This window comes from Bradyrhizobium sp. CCBAU 11434, assembly GCF_028128895.1.
Taxonomy (GTDB): Bacteria; Pseudomonadota; Alphaproteobacteria; order Rhizobiales; family Xanthobacteraceae; genus Bradyrhizobium; species Bradyrhizobium zhengyangense.
Window position 1 is genome coordinate 528820 of sequence record NZ_LBJX01000102.1, and the last position, 17670, is coordinate 546489.

Below are 17670 nucleotides of genomic sequence, written 5' to 3' on the forward strand. Positions count from 1 at the left end.
GCGGGACGCATGATCCCAAGGAAATTCCGAGGGATCATGCTCGGAGCAAGAACTTAGAGTTCGGGCTTCTGGCGGATGACCACTTTGGTCCCGACAGGGACGCGATCATAGAGATCGGCGACGTCGTTGTTGACCAGGCGGAAGCAGCCCGAGGACACCTTGGTGCCGATCGTGTCGGGACGGTTGGTACCGTGGATGCGATAGACCGTCGTGCCCAGATACATGGCACGGGCGCCGAGCGGGTTGCCGGGGCCGCCCGCCATGAAGCGCGGCAGGTAAGGCTGGCGCTGGATCATCTCCGGTGGCGGCGTCCAGTCCGGCCATTCCTTCTTATTGGTGATCTGCACCAGGCCCTGCCACTGGAAGCCGTCGCGGCCGACGCCGATGCCGTAGCGGATCGCGCGCCCACCAGGCTGGATCAGATAGAGGTGGCGCTCGGCAGTCGAGATGATGATGGTGCCCGGCGCTTCGGTGGTGCGGTAGTACACGACCTGCTTCTGCCATTCCGGATCGAGCTCGTAGCTGTCGTCGGCGATCAGGCCGGGCTCGTCGCCGCGGTCGGGCTGCTGGGCGAAAGCTTGCGGCGCGGACAGGATCAGGCCCATCGCAGCCAACAACGCCCCGGTCAGGCGACGAAAATCCGTCATTTCAAGCTCTCCCCGCTGCCACAGCGCAAATCGTTAGGGTCCATCTGAACTCAGGGGCAGCTTCGTGGCAAGTTCAAGGCGCGCCCGGTTGGTATGTCACGAGAATGCTTTGGTTTTTTGACGAGGATCAACACCATGAACAGGGTGGGTTGGCGCGAAAAGCCGCATCGGCCACCTCGCTTGTCGGTTGAGGTGTCCTAAATCTGATTAGCCTCCGGCCCGATCCCCAGCCGCCGCACGATCTCGGTGCCCACCGCGCGGGCCTCGTTGCGGGAGCCGATCCTGGGGCTGCGAAACCGCCGTCCCGAGCGGAGGCGGATCGTGACGATGCAGTGCTCGTCCTCGGAGCGGCCGCGGCGATCGACCGTGATCGCTTTCACGTCGTGCCCTTGGATTTGATCCACGCGCGGCTGGCCGTTGCCCCAGAGGCGTTCGACGCGAATATCGCCCTCGCGGATGATCCAGAACGCGCCGGTGACCAGGTTTGCAAATCGGTAGACGCCGAACGCCGCGATCAGACCCAGTGGTAGCAGCAAGTAGTCGATCCATTGGGGCGGCAGGCCACGCCAGAGCCTGTAGGCATAGGGTGCGACACTCAGCGCGACGGCGATCAAGGCCGCGATGCTGAGGTCTCGCTGCGAAAATGGCTCGACGGGATCGCCAAGCCGCATCTCGGAATTGCTGGCATCGAGCGGATTGACGGGGGCCTCGACATCAGGGACGTCGAACTGCGCCGCGATCCGCGCCACGGTGTCATGAACATGGGTGACGTCGGACAGCGGCGGGGAGGTCAGGCGTTCGCCGGAGGCCAGCGTAAAGGCGAGTTGGAAGCGGGCCTTTGCGGTCTTGCTGCCGGGAACCTGCAATCCCGTGATGTCGTCCTTCGCGACGATTCGCGTCTGGAGCTTTCCGAACGGACGCTGCCGTCCGATCAGGATCTCATCCGGCGTGATGATCCACACCACGGCGGGCGTCAGCATGACCACGCCAACGAAGGCGGCCCCTGCCAGCAGCGCGACCACCGAGATGACGATCTCGAGGGCATCGTGGGTGAACAGCCCGGGCGTGAAGCAGAGCGCAACGGCCGCCGCCGAGCCGGCCACGACCAGCCGCTGCGCGATCGAGGAGCCCTCGCGAAGGCGGATGTCGTTGCTGGTGGTCGCGTCGTTCATTGCGGCGGCTGATTGCGTCGCGCGCGAAACTCCACGGACGGGTCCGTGGAGTCAAGCGGCAACGGCAAAGCCGCCGCGGGTTGGCCTAGCTGCTGGCGTTCAGCAACTTCGCGACGGTACGGTCGATCTCGTCGTAGCGGCCTTCGCCTTCGTGTTGGAACACGATCTTGCCGGTCTGGTCGATCAAATATTGAGCCGGCCAATACTGGTTGCGGTAGGCATCCCAAGTCTTGGAGTCATTGTCCTGGGCCACCGGATAGGTGATGCCGTGGCGCTTCAGCGCGGCCTGCACGTTGGACGCCGAGCGCTCGAACGGGAATTCCGGCGTGTGCACGCCGACCACGACGAGGCCTTTGTCCTTGTACTTGGCATAGAGCTCGGTGACGTGCGGCAGCGTGTTGACGCAGTTGACGCAGCCATAGGTCCAGAAGTCGACCAGCACGACCTTGCCGCGCAGGTCAGAGATGTTCAGCGGCTTCGAGTTGAACCAGTTGCTGATGCCGGCGAAGTCGGGCGCGGTCACCGCTTGGCTCGCTGCGACCTTGACCGGCACTGCGGGCGTGGCCTCGTCGCAGATGCCGGGGATCACAGCGCCGGTGACGGCGAAGCCGATCAGGGCGGCGGAGACGGCGAGCAGCTTGAAAGTCATGTTCATGTTCTCCGTTCGAGAGGTGAAGGATCACAGGCCGATCTGGCCGGTGGGATAGATCGAGGTGAGCCACGCCACGATCAACGTGTCGTATTGGAAGTAGGCGGCGAGCGCGAAAGCGATCACGACCACGCCAAAGCCCTGCTGCAGGCGCGGCGAGATGCGCGCCAGGCTGCGCACGCGCGTGGTCGCGGCCTGTCCGCCATAGGCGATCGCCAGCATCGGGATCGCTGCGCCAATCGCATAGGCAACCAGCAGCGTGCCGGCCCAGGCCAGATTCCTGGAGGTCGCAACCAGCGTCAGGATCGAGCCGAGCACGGGGCCGGCGCAGGGCGTCCAGACCAGGCCGAGCGTGGTGCCGAGAACGAGCCCCCCGAGTGCGCCCTCGCGCTGTGCGCCGCCCACCGCGCCGAGATTGAGCCAGCCATTGAGCCGGATCGAGAGCCATTCGAACGGCGCCGGCCACAGCATCAACAGGCCAAAGCCGAGCAGCAGCACCGCCGCCGCCTCGCGCAGCACGTTCGGATCGAAATCGAACAGTTTCGTCAGCGCACCGAGCAGCAGCGCCACCGCGGAGAACGAAACGACGAAGCCGAGCGCGATCAGCGCGGGGCGCGCGCGCGAGGAATGCCCGATTGAGGCGCCAAGCAGGATCGGCAGCATCGGCAGCGTGCACGGTGCGGCGATGGTGAGGATGCCGGCGAGGATGGCAAAGAGAAGCTCGAGCATGGGGCACTCGTGATGGAGGTCACGAGGGCAGTTCGCGCTGGGGGCGTGGATCGTTACGCGGTGTCACGCGCTCGTGACGGGTCGAGGAGAGCAACGGTGTCGGCGACAACGGCAGTGCGTTCCCTCCCCCCTTGTGGGGGAGGGCTAGGGAGGGGGGTAGCCCAGCAAAAGGTGATGGTTATCGACGATGCACCAAGGGCCGATGCGCGACGGAAAGAATCCCCGTGTGGCACCCCCCTCCCTGCCACTCCCCCACAAGGGGGGAGGGAATGAGAGAGCAGTGCCTCCCTCCCTCATGCTGGTACTGGCAAGCGGGAGCCCGCTGGGACACCCACCCCCAAATACAAAACGACCCGGAGGGGGGCATCCCGTCCGGGTCGCTGGAGGTCTTGGGAGGGTTTAACGAAACCGTATGCGATCTTTATAGGGACGAAGTTTTTCCGCCTGATGTTGTGCTTTGTTTCATTTGTTTCGTCGGCGGTAACGCTTTCGTGTCCCTGGATGGGGCCGGAGATCCGGTCCTATCCCATTGAAATCCTTGGTTTTAAGCGGCGAAGCGGTCGACGCCGCAAGTCTTAAGCAAATCGGCGAGTTGCTTGCGGGCGTAGAACATCCGGGTCTTCACCGTGCTCTGGGGGATGCCGATGATCTGTCCGACCTCCTCCACCGACTTCTCGTGGTAGTAGACGAGGTTGATGATCTCGCGATGCGCGGGTGACAGCTTCTGGACGCAGGCGCGGAGGATCGCGCTGGTGTCGCTGCGGTCGAGCGAGGTCTCCGGCGTGTCGCAATCGTCGGGGATCTGCCGCACGTCCTCCTGGTCGATGTCCTCGAAGCGGCGCTGGCGCATCGCGGTCAGCGCCTTGAAGCGGGCGATCGAGAGCAGCCAGGTCGAGACCTGCGAGCGGCCCTGGAACTGGCCGGCGGTCCGCCACACGTCCAGAAACACCTGGCTTACGAGATCTTCGGCGGTGGTGGCGTCACGCACGATACGCAGGATGAAGCGATAGACCCGCACATTGTGACGGCAATAGAGGATGTGCATGGACGTCCGGTTGCCGTCGGCAATGCTTTCGAGAAGCATGTCGTCCGAGGTCGCCTGGGCAGCAATGATGCTCTGGCTGGCTTGGGCGTTGATGGCGATGACGTTCGGCATTGACTTGGCTCCCCGGTGACGCCGCAACCGAGCGGCGTTTCCTTGGACCAAAGTGTTAATCAGCCATCGTTTCGGGACGTCTGCACGAAAAGGGGAAAATGGTTTCGTGCGCCGCTAAATTGTTTCGTCGCTCAAATCGCGACGAAACATTCGCGGCAAAAAAGCGTGGTATTTCAAAGGGTGGAAAATACGGTACTGCGGGATTGGACTGGGCGGTACAGCCTTGGAACGAATTTCGGGCTGGAACGTTCGCCGCCGACCCTTGCGGCGGGCGCGGAATGCCGAAACTCCGAAAATCAATGGGCGCGAATCCTACGTCGACAGCCTGGTGCATATCGACTGATCACCGCTCGCCTTCGCACCGGCCGGTCCTCGCCGGCGCCGTGTTGCTGCCCTGCCGCCCGATCATTCCGAGGGTGGATGCAGTCCGTGATCGAGCGCATCTCGCTGATATGGGCTGAGCCACCGAAAGTCATAGATGCGCATGGCGTCATTCATCATCTTGATGGCGTCCGAGCCGGTTTCGGGGCCGGCCCCGTAGTCAATTCCAGCATCCGGCAGGAGCGTGCGCCTGTACCCCCGCATATGCCCGAATTCGTGAAACAGCGTTGTTTCGAACGTTGCAGGCAGGATCACTCGCGGATCTCGTCCAAAGGGAGTCACCACAAACGTCGTTGTTATTCTCTCACTGGGACTCATCACGATGTCGAAGGAATGAGCTCCATCGGGCAACTCGTAAGCGTCGGCATCGTAGGGAATTATCGCGCCATTGGCGTCGGGAAGGATGGTCCGCAAGACAACGTTCACTCGATCGCGACTTCTGATCTTGTCCCCGATCAATGCTTCGAAGTCGGGTAGCTCCTTCATGCCTTTGCGGACCGCCTTGACGGCGCGATCGTAATCGTTCCAGCCGGCCTTGGTGTCGGGGAAATAGTAGTGAATACCGAACTCATCGATCTTCGTTACCCGCGCTGGCTCAACCGTTCCCGCGTCGGGGATGCCGCCGGCCGCCACGACAGGTGACGGACCCGCCGGAACGCCGCTGAACTGTGCCGCGGCAGACGCCGGCAGCGCGGGTTCGAAGCCGCCCGACGGCTGCGGAGCCACTTCCGACGAATTCTCGTCGGAGGTCGCCGGCGGTGGCGTCCAGACCAGCTGTAGCGATTGAGCGCCTGCGAGGTAAATCCCGCAACCGGATCCGGGCTGATGAAGCGGGCGATTCCCGGTTGATAGAGCCGGCCGCCCATGTTGACCAATGCAAAGGGCTGGTCGGGCTGGTGCCCGGTGAATCCGGGGTCGCTCGGCGAGGCAAAGCCCTGCGCCACGGGTTGGGCGAGACTGGATTGGACGCGGCGTTCGCCGAACGGCTCGAACTTGCTTCGCTCGGCGAGCTGCCCGACGCTCTTGCCCTGCGCGTTCAGTACGGTCGTCGTCGTGGTATCGGGGTTGTCGAGATCGTCGCCGTGAAAGAAGCGCAGGCCTTGCGGGGCCGGAAGCGTACTCCGCCGGACCTGCGCAACAATCCTGTCCCCGGACCTGACGTTGTAGACGTAATCGGAGGACCCGGCGGCGGCGGTCGAGCGAAACTCGAACAGCCCGTCGATGGTCACCTGCCGCGCGTCAGGCGTTGCGCCGTCGCGTCGGGTCACGCGCCGTCCCAGGCCGTCGTACAGCAGGGAGCTGTTCAGCACGCCGTTCGTGATCGATGCAGGCAGGCCGAGCGGTGTCCAGGCGTAGCTGTTGCCTCCGCCCTGCGTGAGTTGGCCGCCGGCGAGGTAACCATAGTCGACCGGCGTGGCGCTGCCTGTTGTGACCCGCTTCACGGCATGCGGGCGCGTTGCGTCGGCCGTGGTCGTGTAGTCATACGTGGTCGGATCGAACACGGTTCCGTCGACGACCTTGCGCTGGCGCAGATTGCCCCAATCGTCATAGTCGTATTCCCACTTTGTATGCGCCGTGCCTTGCACCACATCCCACGTATGCAGGCGCCGCAATGCGTCGTGTCCGTACGTCTCGGTGAGGCCAAGCGCGAGATCGGACTTCTGCTCGAGCAGGGAGTCCGGTCCCCACGTGTATTTGATCTCCTGGAAGGGTTTCTTGCCGCCGACGAATTTGCCGGACTGGAATCGCAACGCAAAGGTCTTGTCGTAGCTGAACTCGACGGCTTCGGTGGTGCCGAACTGCTCCTGCGTGCTCTGTCCGGCCAGGTTCTTCGCGACCTGGCTCCATATCAGCGAGCGCGGAACGGATGACGCGTCGAAGACCGATGCCACCTCGCCGTTTGCGGCGTATTCGTACTCGACGCGGAACGGCTGCGCGCCGGACGGGGGGTAGTTGACCGCCGAAGGCAGTCCGTTCGCGTTGTACTCGTAGGTCATCGACCAGGTCTGTCCGGTCTCGTCGATCGTATCGAGCTCGCGCAGTCGCGACGATGCGTCGTAGGCGAAAGTCTTGGTGATGCCGTCGACGGAGACGATCCGCGCCGGCTTGCCAATGCCGAACGGCGCGGTGTCGTAGAAGTACTGCGAGTCCTGTGCCCACTGCCCGCCCGGCTGCCTTGGCGGATAGGCCGCGTTGGCGCTGGTTTGCACGCGCGTCATCCGGCCGAGCCCATCCCGGGCGATCGTCGTCACGCCGCCGTTGGCGTCCTCGACGCGTTTGACCTCGCCGTAGCCGTTGTAGAAGTAGTTCTGATGGCCGACGTCGGGATCGTCGATTGCACTGCGCCGTCCCAGCACGTCATAAGTGATCACCGTTTCCGGTTGCTGGGCCGCAGGCGGGGTCATCACCTGATCCGGGGGCAGGGCCGGATGGCGAATGCCTCGCGGAAGATCGAAGTGCCAATAGTCGACGTCGGTGCCGATCGCCCGCCCTTGGTCGTCGAGGGTCTCGTGGTGGATCACGCGGCCCTTCGCGTCACGGGTGACGCTGGACGCCACCTGCCGTTCGCTGACGTGGTTCGTGGTGCGGCCGGCGTAGTGGTAGAGCGAGGTGTAGGCTCCGCCATCGACCGGCCGCGTCGCCTGCAGCACGCGCCCGAGATTGTCGCGCAGATATTCGACGAACAGCGTGCTCTGCCGCGATTGCGACGCGTCGACCGGATAGCCCGATTTCAGCAGCCGGCCGAACCTGTCGAAGACGTAGGAGCGGGCGGCCACGCGATCGAACTCCTCGCGGCTCGAGCCGACGCGCAGCCCGAAGGCGTCGAAGGTCGAGCTCTCGTCTGCGATCGCGAGCCCGGTATGCGCCAGGGTCCATGTCCGGCCCATTGAACCGTCGGCGTGCAGATCGTTCGAATAGGTGAAGGTTTCGGTTTCGCCGCCAGGCCGGCGGACGAGCAGCGGCCGGCCCAGCGCGTCGTAGTCCCATCGCGTGCGCAATCCGTTGACGTCATCGATGGCGAAGGGAACGCCCAGCGTCGCATGCGGCCAGACGGTCGTCATCTGCCCGAGCGGATTGGTGTAGGTGCTGGAGAAAATCAGGTCGGGATCGCCGCTGGCGAACCCCCGCCGCGAGGTCCGCGCCGAACCGGACGCACTTTCCTCGACCAGATTGACGACGCCCCAATTGGTGCGGCCGAACAGCACCGAATACAGGAAGCCCGAGCTGGTGTCGGTTTCCGGGCCGGCGGACGGCGGTGCCGCAATCGTCACCGCCGTGACCTCGACCGAGTTCGGCTCGTAGGCCTTGATGATGCGCTGCTTGATCATTCGCTCCGCGGGCGTAAGCGTCGGATCGAAGCTCGTATAGTCCCAGGTCGGGTAGCGCGACGTGAGCCAGCGGGCCTGATCGGCGGCCGACAGCACCGCCGGTGCGGCCCGGAGCTCTTCGTAGAAGCTCGGCGCCGCCACCGGTCCCATGAACGAGCCGCCGTTCGAGGTCTCGCGCAGGGAGCGAACGACGTTGCCGAACGTGTCAAAGTCGCGGGTCGTCCGCACCGACGAAATCAGCGTGCTGTTCGATGCGAGGCACGGCAGAGCGATGGATTGAGGCGCGGCGTCCAGCTCGCACACGTCCGCGATGACGATGTCGCTCCTGAGATCGTATCCGCCGTCGAAGCCGGTCCGGGCCTGAACCGTCCGCGATGTCTGCCGTGCCTCCACGCGATATGTCGTCGGATCAAGCTTGGTCACGACCACCCGGTTGACGGGCGTATCGACCGACGGGTATGCGCACATCGTCCCCGACCGGCAGACCCGGCTCAAAGCGCCGTGGTCAAAATCAAGAAACTCGGTCTCGAAGACGGTCGGCGTCGCGGCGTCGTCCGTGGTTTGCCGGATGCGACGGTCGACGCCCAGGAAGCCGCGGCCGGTCAGATCCCGGCGCGCGGTCTCGTACTGGTAGCGATAGACGTTGAGCAGGGGCGTGGCGCTGTCGAGATCGCCGGCCTGAACGGAATAGTCGCTCACCACCCAGCCGAGCTTGCCCGGAGTTGCCTGCGGCCAGGCGTGACTGCCGGTCAGCTTGTAGAGGTCGCCTTGCATCGCCACGCCTGCGAACCCGTAGTGGACCGAAATCGTCGGCCGAAGGTGGCCGCCGTAGACTCCGTCGATCATGTCCGGATTGCGCGGCGCACCGAGGTTGACTTCGAAGTAGGAAAAGGCCGGTCCGCCGATGACCTTTCTCTCGCGCACGGTCACGAGGTCGAGAATGCCGTCGCCGTTGAAATCGCCGAGCCGGGCCAATCTGGGTCCGAAGCCGCTCGGGAGTCCAGCGCTGTTGTAGTACTGGGTCGGCGTGCCCGGGACCATTTGCGCTCCGCCCGTTCCGGCGATCGGCAGCTGGTACGACTGCAGGCTTTCGCCGGTCGATTTCAGCCAGAACACGCCCGACTGGCTGAAGTAGACGACGTCGCTACGTCCGTCGCCGTCGAGATCGGCCACCCGGGCCCCGGAGTCGTAGCCGCGAGCCGGACTGAAGAGCTCGTTGAGCTTCGGTCCTGCGCCGATCGTGGTGAACGGAAGCTGTGTCGCCACCCGGAACGAACCGCCCGCATTCAACGACAGGAAGCTCGTCGCCACCGAGGAATCGCACGGGTCCTTTCCGATCTCGGAGAACGAGATCGCGTCGTCGAGGCCGTCACCGTTCACGTCGAGGAAAATCAGTCCGAAGTGCGCGTCCGGTGACACAAGGCAGGGACCTCTGAGCCGCTGCATCATCGGTGAGATCGCCAGCGGACGCGCGCTCAGCGCGATGGGCGTCATGCCGACCTGCCCGTCGCCTGACGGGCCGAAGGACAGCGCGGACAGCGAGAACGGATACTGATCCACCAGACCCGCTACGGGGGCTTCGATCGGGACGAAATTGTAGGTGGTGGTCAGGATCTCCGGCTGGCCATTGCCGTCGAGATCGACCAGGTAGCGACCGTCGAACTGGCGAAAGATCACGTTGGTGAACGGACCGACGGCCGGAAAGGCGCGTCGCACGCTGGACGGCGGGGCATAGGCGGGATCGGCTACCGGCTGGGTTGGATCTGCGGGCAATCCTTTGCGGAAGCCGACGCTGATCGGACGCGGCGGGGTGATCGACCCGACCGCGCAGGAGAGGAAGGACGGGCAATTGGTATCGTCGCGCGTGAGGTCCAGCCTGCCGTCGCCATCGAGGTCGCCGATCTGCACCGCGATGCTGTTGCGAGGCGCCAGTGCCAGCGGATGCAGGACTTGTCCCTCACCCAGATTGAGCGAATCGAAGTTGCACTCGAAGAATGGCGGCGTCTGGCAGCCGTGGGCAACCAGACGGAACACCTGGTATCCGAGGGTGTCGGTGACGTGATATTCGTTGAGGTTCGGATCGCCCTTGAAGACGAAGTCGACCGCCGCGTCCTCGGAATAGATGAGAACCTCGGCGCGGCCGTCCTGGTCGATATCGACGGCGCGTGGCGAAAATCTGGGATCGCCGTCCCCGGTCGCCGGCAGCCCGTAGACCTGGTGGCGTGGCCCAAGTCCGGTCGGCGTTCCCAGGCGCAGATACCATTGTGTGACGTAGGTGTCGGGCACGCCCAGGAGCTGGGTCGGACGGACAAACCAGAGCAGCTTGTAGAGATAGTCGTCACGGCCGTCGCCATCGAAGTCGGCCACGACGGAATCCAGCTCGCGCGCCGTGGCGTCCTCGACGCCGGTCACGGTGTCGAAGCGCAGGTCCATGTCGAGCGAGGGGTCATCCGCCCTCGCCTGGACCGGGTCTTTGCTCGGCAGGAATTCGGGAACGGCGGGATTGTCCGGCGTCCAGGAGAAGGCAACGGGCTCCCGGCATTGCACCGCCTGCGCCGTGTTGTAGACGCACTCGGTGATGCTATCGACCCTGTCGACGGCCTGCTTGCCATCCTGCGCGGGCCGGTAGGCCACGCGGTATTCGCGGAACGGCCGCACGTTGCGCGAGGCCGACGGCGTCGATACCAGCGCGTCGGGACCTTCGACCACGATCTTGGCGAGCAGAAATGTCTGTCGGACCTCCAGTCCGGCGCGGTAGGTCGACCGCGGATTCTGCCGCGCCATGAAGCTTCCGTCGCGGTTCTGGTTATAGACGAACAGCATGCGCCGGCTGGGCTTGAGGTTCGCAAGCTCCGAACACCCGGTCCCGCCGAAGCCGGTCCACGTCACCGCCGCCGGTGCGACCTCGACCGACCACGCCGCGTTCAGGGCTCGCAGATAATCGATGTCGTAGTAGTTGCCCCACCGGTCTTCGACACGGTCGACATTCCAGGCAACGACGCGTTGGGCCGGGCTGGTGGTCTCGGTGAAGTCGTCGGTCGTGAACAGCCCGTTGGCGTCCGGCTTTGTGGCGACGACAAGCGGCCAGCCTTTCACCTGCGATTGCGAGCTCATCGCGCAGGCCTCTCGCGAGCCGTAGCGCCAGATTTCTCCCTGCGAACGATAGACGTCGAAGGATGTCGGCGCCTCGACCGGTCCGTTGATCCGGACCAGAGTGCCCGGGTCGAACTCCGGCTGAAGCTCGCTGGGCGTCGTGCTGCGTGGAACGAGCCGCTGACCGTCGAGGCAGAACACGTCCGGAAGGCCCGGCGTCGGTCCGGCTGCGTAGCGACCGTCCTGCGCGGGCGTTCGCCAGCAGCGCGTGATCGATGACAGGCCGCTGACATCGAAGCCCTGTCCCAGCAGGCCCGGCGCGCGCCGCGACCGGTAACTGAACGACAGTGACGGCGCCATGCCGTTGCGGCCTGCCGGCGCCCAGATCGGCATGTTCCACACGGCCTCGCCGCTGCCGGTGACGTCGAAGGTGAAGAGGCTCGTTTGCAGCGCGCTGTAAGCGCCGACCGGACCCAGCGCTCGCGCCGCCGGTGGTCCCGGCGGACCGTGGTTGATGATGGAAACCCCGTCAGGGACCTTGTCGCGGACGGTGACCTGCGCGAATGCGGTGATCGCCACGGGGGCGACAATCAACAGCGCGCCAGCAAGGGCCCAAGCCAGACCGGCGGATTTTCTCGCCATGTCGGAACTCCTGCCGTACCGGCCCGGCTCGTGCGCGTTCAGCCGACACTCTGCGATCGGGCGGGTGCATCCGAACCGCGTTGGTCGGCCTGTCGGCTTGGCCGCAGGTCGTTTGACACGACCCTATCACGCCAGACAAACGGCGAACAACTGCAGATTACAAAGTTGATCCGGCTCCCGCCGCGTTGGCGCAACGAGCCTTACCCTTTTTGCTGCTTCATGCGCGCAAGGGTTGTGGCGGGGTGCGGCGTGAGGCGCGGCCTACGCCTTCTCGCCCTGCGGCGAGAACAAATAGCCGCCGCCACGGATGGTGCGGATCACGGCGGGCTTGGTCGGGTCGGGCTCGATCTTGCGGCGGATGCGCATGATGCGCAGATCGACGGCGCGGTCGAAGGCTTCGGCGTCGCGCGCATTGGCGAGCTCCAGCAGGCGCTCGCGCGACAGCACGCGCTTCGGATTGGCTGCGAAGACCTTGAGCAGCCCGAACTCGGACGCGGTCAGCGGATGCTCATTGCCCTCGTCGTCGCGCAGGGCCTGGGCTTCGAGATCGAGCCACTTTGTCCCAAAGCGCACCAATTGATCCTTGTCCGATTTCGCCGGCGCTGCGTCGCTGCCTGCCGATTTCGCCGGCGTGCTCCGCCGCAGCACCGAGCGGATGCGCGCCATCAATTCTCTGAGCTCGCAGGGCTTTGCGACGTAATCGTCGGCGCCGAGCTCGAGGCCGACGACGCGATCGATCGGGCTCGCGGTTGCCGTCAGCATGATGACAGGCACGTTGATGCGGCTCTTGAGGTCGCGGATGATCGAGAGGCCGTCTTCCTCGGGCATGTTGAGGTCGAGCACGACGAGATCGGGCATGCCGCCGTCGATCGCGGCGCGCAAGGATTTGCCGCCGTCGCACAGCGTCACGGTGAAGCCGTGCATCTTGAGGTAATCGCCGACCATCTCCCGGGCCGGGGCCTCGTCGTCGACGATCATGATGTGCTGGCTTTGTGTCATGTCACTCAGATCTCGTACTCAAATCACGGCATTTCGGTCGCGGGCAGGGTGATGGTGAAGGTCGAGCCCTTGCCCGGGCCGTCGCTGTCGGCGGTTACCTCGCCGCCATGCATGTCGATAATACGCTTGACGATGGACAACCCAAGCCCCGTCGAGCTCTCACCCGCCGTCGGCTTTGCGGAGAGCCGCTGGAACCGGCCGAACAGGCGGCCGAGATCCTCCGGCGACAGGCCGGCGCCCTCGTCGCTGACGCGGATGATGGTGTCGTTGCCCTCATGGCTGACCGCGACGGTGATCTTGCCCGCGATCGGTGAGTATTTGATGGCGTTGCTGATCAGATTGTCGATCGCCTCGCGGATGCGGTCGGTGTCGCACATGGTGACGATGTTGGCGGGCGCGCTGACGCTGATCGCCTGCTGCTTGTTGACCGCGAGCGGCTGGTTGGCCTCGGCGACCTCCTTCACCAGCGCGGCGACGTCGACCGGCTCGCGGCGGATGGTGATGTCGAAGGCATCGGCCATCGCGTCCGAGATCAGATGATCGACCATCGTGGTCAGGCGCTTGGTGGCGTCGCGGATATGATCGACCTGGGCGACCACGCCTGACGACGAGGCGCCGGTCGAGATCAGCTCCTTCAACATCTCGGTGCGGCCGAGGATGACGCCGAGCGGGTTCTTGAGATCGTGCGCGACGGTGCCCAGGATCTCGTTCTTGAAGCCGTTGGCGCGCTGCAGCCGCAGCCATTGCGCCGAGAGCCGGCGGTTGGCCTGCATCAGGGCGCGGGTGCGCTGCGCGACGCGGTCTTCCAGCTGCGTATTGGCGTCCTGGAGCTGCTGATACAGGATGACGTTGTCGAAGGCGATCGAGAGCCGGCTCGAGAAGATCTCCACCAGCGAGCGGTCGGTCTCGGACAAATCGCGCTCGGACTGCAGCAGCACCACGACCTCGCGCCCCGAGCCGGTGCGCAGATAGATCACGCTGCGGTGGTCGGCGAATTCGTTCTTGCGGCGCTGGAAGGCGTCCTCGACCAGCTGGCGCAGATCGGGGTCGAGTGCCTTCGACGAGGTCGTGCCGATAAAGCGGCTGTAGCAGCCGCTGCCGGCGAGCACCGAGAGCTCGGCATCGACGCCGCCATTGTCGCGCAACACGAGGATGCCGGCGCAGTCGACATTGAGCAGCGAGGCGAGCTGGGTCAGCACGCCCTCGGCGAGCCGCTGCATCGACTTGAAGTCGTACAGCGTCGAGGCCGCATCGATGATGATCTCGAGCCCGCGCCGCGTCTGCACCATGCGCTCGAGCTGCTGGTAGGAGCGCAGCGCCGCGGTCAGCGAGGTGAACAGCTTGTCGGCGGTGAGCTCGGTCTTGGCCTTGTAGTCGTTGATGTCGTACTGCACGATCACGCGCCGCTCCGGCGCCTGGCCGGGCTGGCCGGTGCGCAGGATGATGCGCACGGTCTCGTTCTTGAGCACGTTGCGGATGTATTCGACGAGCTCCAGGCCCGCGACGTCGGTCTCCATGATGACGTCGAGCAGCACCGCGGCGATGTCGCTGTGCTCCGCCATCAGCTTGCGACCTTCCGCCGCGGAATGGGCGGAGAGAATCTCCAGACCCTGGCCGTTCAGGCTGTAGTCCGAGAGCGCAAAACGGGTGCCGTCATGCACGGCCGGATCGTCGTCGATGACGGCGATTTTCCATTTCCGGGCATCCGTATCCTCCGACGCGGTACCGGTGTCGTCGATCAGGTGGAGGACATCGTCCTGTTCGGCCATTGAGAAGTCCCGTCACTTTCTGTGCTTTGCGCGCCGCCCTTGGCGATCCGCGGCATGATAATCCGAAAAGTAGTGCCTTGTCCCAGCTTGGATTCCAGCATCATCCGCCCGCCGAGCTGCTGGGTGACAAGGTTATAGACGATATGCAAGCCCAGTCCCGTGCCACCTTCATTGCGCCGGGTGGTAAAGAATGGGTCAAAGGCCTGGCGCTGCACGTCCGGGGTCATGCCGGCTCCGTCATCGGCGAAGATGATCTCGATATCCTCGGTGCCGCGCGGCCGGGCCGAGATCGCGATGGTGCCGGCACGCCCGTCGGCGAAGGCGTGGTTGGCCGCGTTGAGGAACAGATTGGTCAGGATCTGGCCATAGGAGCCGGGATAGCCGTCGAGCAGCAGCCCCTCGGGCACGTCGACCTGGAGCGTGATCGGCGAGCGCTTCAGCACCGGCCGCAAGCTCGCGATGATCTGGTCGGTCGCTTCGCTGAGTGAGAACTGCCGCCGCTCGGCATGGGAGCGGTCGACCGCGACCTGCTTGAACGACTGAATCAGCTCGCCGGCGCGGGTGAGGTTGGCGACGAGCTGCTGCGAGGCGTCGCGCGAGGATTGCACGAATTCCTCGAGCTGCGAGCGGCGCAGGCCGCCGTCACCCTTTAGCTGCGCCTCGAAAATCTCGGTGCGCCTCGCAAAGCTCGACGCCACCGTCAGGCTGATGCCGATCGGGTTGTTGACCTCGTGCGCGACGCCGGCGACGAGGCCGCCGAGCGCCGCGAGCCGTTCGGCGTCGATCAGATTCTGCTGCGCGGCGTTGAGCTCCAGCAGGGCGCTTTCGGCCTTTTCCTTGGACGCGCGCAGCTCGTCCTCGGTCTGGCGCTTGGCGATCGCGTTCTCGCGGAACACCTCCACCGCGCGCGCCATGGCGCCGACCTCGTCGCGCGCGCGCGTGCCCTGCACCTCGCGGCCGAGATCGCCGAGCGTGATCGCGCGCATCGCGGTCATGATCTGTTGCAGCGGCAGCCGGATCGACAGCGCGATCAGCACGCCGGCGGTAAGGATGATGCCGAGGAAGATCACCGCGATCGACAGCACCCGCCGCGAAATATCCGCCAGCGTGCGGTCGAACGTCTCCTGCGCCTTCTGCTCGCGCTGGCGCATCTTGGTCGAGAGATCGTCGATGGCGCCGATCGCCTCGGCCTGGCTGGCGTCGATGGTGTTGCGCAAGAGCTCGGTGCGGTTCGTCAGTTGCTCGGAAAGTTTTGCAAAGCCCTCGCGCAGCGCCGTGGTGCGGATTGCGAGCTTTTGCAGCGCCATCTTCTGCAAATCGTTGTCGGCGAGATCGATCATCACGGGAATGGTCTTCTCGATCGTCTCGGTGTGGCGGCGCGCGTCGTCAGCCGCATCGACCGATTGCGACAGATAGTAGGAATTGGCCGCAACCAGCATCGCGGTGAAGGCCTCGCGCGACTTGCCGAGCGAAGGCCAGATCAGCGCGTCGCGATGGCCGGTGGCGCCCTCGATGATGGAGTAGAGGCCGGCCATGTCCTTGGCGGGGCCTTGCACCTGCTCCTCATAGGTCTTGGCGATGGTGGCCTGAACGCTGCGCAGCTCGCCGAAGCCGTTGAGGAAGCGGTCGGTGGTGCGCTCCAGCTCCTCGACCGACCCTGACAGCATCGGGTCCTTGGCGGCGCGGTCGGTCAGCGTGCCCAGCACGGCCTCGCGCAGCAGCAGGATCTCGGCGAACAGGTCCGGGCTCGGCTGGTTGATGTAGCGGTGGATCAGGTTCTGCAGCCGCCCCGTCTCGCTTTCGAGCAGCGCCAGGATGCGGTCGGATTCGCGCACCTGCCGCACGTCGTCCCAGGCTGAGCTCAGCACCTGCGCGCCGTTCCAGATCATCGCCACCAGCACGATCACTACGGCGGAGTTCAGCGCCGCGATCGAGAGGATGCGCCAGCGGATGGGCACCGCCCGCAACACGCCGACGAGGCGCGCGCGCAGCCGCCCGATCGGGCCGGCCGGCCGTTCTGCGCTCTCGCTGGTGCCGGGCGCGATCAAGTGGCGTCACTCCACCTTGCGAATACGTTCGATCAGCGCGGCCGCAGCGGGATCCTGCGCGGCCTTGGCGTAAATCGGCGCCATCGCATCCTCGAACGGCTTGCGGTCGATATCCCTGGTCACGACGATGCCGGCGGCCTCCGCCTTGCGCTGCGACTGCTCCTCGAGGTCGCGCCATTTCTCGCGCATGTAGAGGCTCGAGCGCGCCGCGGCTTCCCTGAAGATGGTCTGGTCCTCGGCCGACAGGCTCTTCCAGGCCTTCAGCGAGATCACCAGCACCTCCGGGCTCATCGTGTGCTCGGTGAGGGTGTAGTAACCGGCGTGCTTGTAATGGTCTGTGGTCACGAAGGATGGCCAGTTGTTTTCGGCGCCGTCGATCAGATGGGTCGAGAGCCCCGTCAGGACCTGCCCATAGGGCAGCTCGACCGGTTCGGCGCCGAGCGCGCGGATCATGTCGCTCATCAACTCCGATTGCTGCACCCGGATCCGCAACCCCTTGAGGTCGGCGATGCTCTTGACCGGGCGAACGCTGTTGTAGATCGAGCGGGCCCCGGAATCGTAGAAGGCGAGCCCGACGAAGCCGTAGGGCTCGAAGCTGCCCAGGATTTCCTTGCCGATCGGCCCGTCCAGCACCTTCTGCATGTGCTCGATGGACCGGAACAGGAACGGCATGGCGAGCACGTTCATCGCCGGGACGAAATTGCCGATCAGGGCCACATTGGTCCGGTTGAGGTCGATCGCGCCGGCGCGGGTCTGCTCGATCGTCTCCTTCTCCTCGCCGAGCTGGCGGGAGTGGAACACCTTGATTTCGTGCCGGCCGCCGGTGCGCTCGGAGATCAGCGCGCCCATGTAGCGCAGCGCCTGGACGGTTGGGTAATCCTCGGCCTGGGTATCGGCGGCGCGGAATTCGCGCGCAGCTGCGCTCGTCGCGCCGATGGCGAGCAGAAGCGCGACGAAAATCACCCCGGTCCGTGAGAGTTCGGCACGGTTTAACACTGGCACACTCAACCCCTCGGAGATGGAGTCTATGACGGGACCAAAAGGTTCAACGCAATC

11 protein-coding genes are annotated in these 17670 nt (G+C 65.0%); all 11 read right to left on the reverse strand.

The features are described from left to right. Positions 1–53: 53 nt before the first annotated feature. The 11 genes from XI06_RS39670 to XI06_RS39720 all read right to left on the reverse strand — a co-directional run bounded on the left by XI06_RS39670 (position 54) and on the right by XI06_RS39720 (position 17616). Positions 54–647, reverse strand: coding sequence for a L,D-transpeptidase family protein (locus XI06_RS39670; protein WP_271607784.1), 594 nt, complete (start codon positions 645–647; stop codon positions 54–56). A gap of 197 nt (positions 648–844) precedes the next feature. Further along, positions 845–1819: a hypothetical protein gene (locus XI06_RS39675; RefSeq protein WP_237872263.1), complete on the reverse strand. Its 975-nt coding sequence runs from the start codon at positions 1817–1819 to the stop codon at positions 845–847. Positions 1820–1904: 85 nt separating this feature from the next. Continuing rightward, positions 1905–2468: a thioredoxin family protein gene (locus tag XI06_RS39680; protein WP_237860204.1), complete on the reverse strand. Its 564-nt coding sequence runs from the start codon at positions 2466–2468 to the stop codon at positions 1905–1907. 30 nt (positions 2469–2498) lie between these two features. Then, a complete protein-coding gene (locus XI06_RS39685; RefSeq protein ID WP_271607785.1) occupies positions 2499–3197 on the reverse strand; it encodes a cytochrome c biogenesis CcdA family protein in 699 nt (232 codons plus the stop codon). 544 nt (positions 3198–3741) lie between these two features. Continuing rightward, positions 3742–4353 (reverse strand): sigma-70 family RNA polymerase sigma factor, encoded by a 612-nt coding sequence (locus tag XI06_RS39690; protein ID WP_128954513.1) that lies wholly within the window; start codon positions 4351–4353, stop codon positions 3742–3744. A gap of 405 nt (positions 4354–4758) precedes the next feature. After that, positions 4759–5367: a hypothetical protein gene (locus XI06_RS39695; RefSeq protein ID WP_271607786.1), complete on the reverse strand. Its 609-nt coding sequence runs from the start codon at positions 5365–5367 to the stop codon at positions 4759–4761. Further along, positions 5316–11798, reverse strand: coding sequence for an RHS repeat-associated core domain-containing protein (locus tag XI06_RS39700; RefSeq protein WP_271607787.1), 6483 nt, complete (start codon positions 11796–11798; stop codon positions 5316–5318). The genes XI06_RS39695 and XI06_RS39700 overlap by 52 nt, the downstream gene beginning before the upstream one ends. A gap of 261 nt (positions 11799–12059) precedes the next feature. After that, on the reverse strand, positions 12060–12797 hold the full coding sequence (locus XI06_RS39705; RefSeq protein WP_271607788.1) for a response regulator: 738 nt from the start codon (positions 12795–12797) through the stop codon (positions 12060–12062). A 23-nt stretch (positions 12798–12820) separates the two neighbouring features. Next, entirely contained in the window at positions 12821–14566 is a 1746-nt protein-coding gene (locus XI06_RS39710; RefSeq protein ID WP_237860198.1) for an ATP-binding response regulator, read from the reverse strand. Beyond that, on the reverse strand, positions 14536–16566 hold the full coding sequence (locus tag XI06_RS39715) for a sensor histidine kinase (protein ID WP_377803136.1): 2031 nt from the start codon (positions 16564–16566) through the stop codon (positions 14536–14538). The genes XI06_RS39710 and XI06_RS39715 overlap by 31 nt, the downstream gene beginning before the upstream one ends. 54 nt (positions 16567–16620) lie before the next feature. Next, on the reverse strand, positions 16621–17616 hold the full coding sequence (locus XI06_RS39720) for a TRAP transporter substrate-binding protein (protein WP_237860194.1): 996 nt from the start codon (positions 17614–17616) through the stop codon (positions 16621–16623). Positions 17617–17670 lie beyond the last annotated feature (54 nt).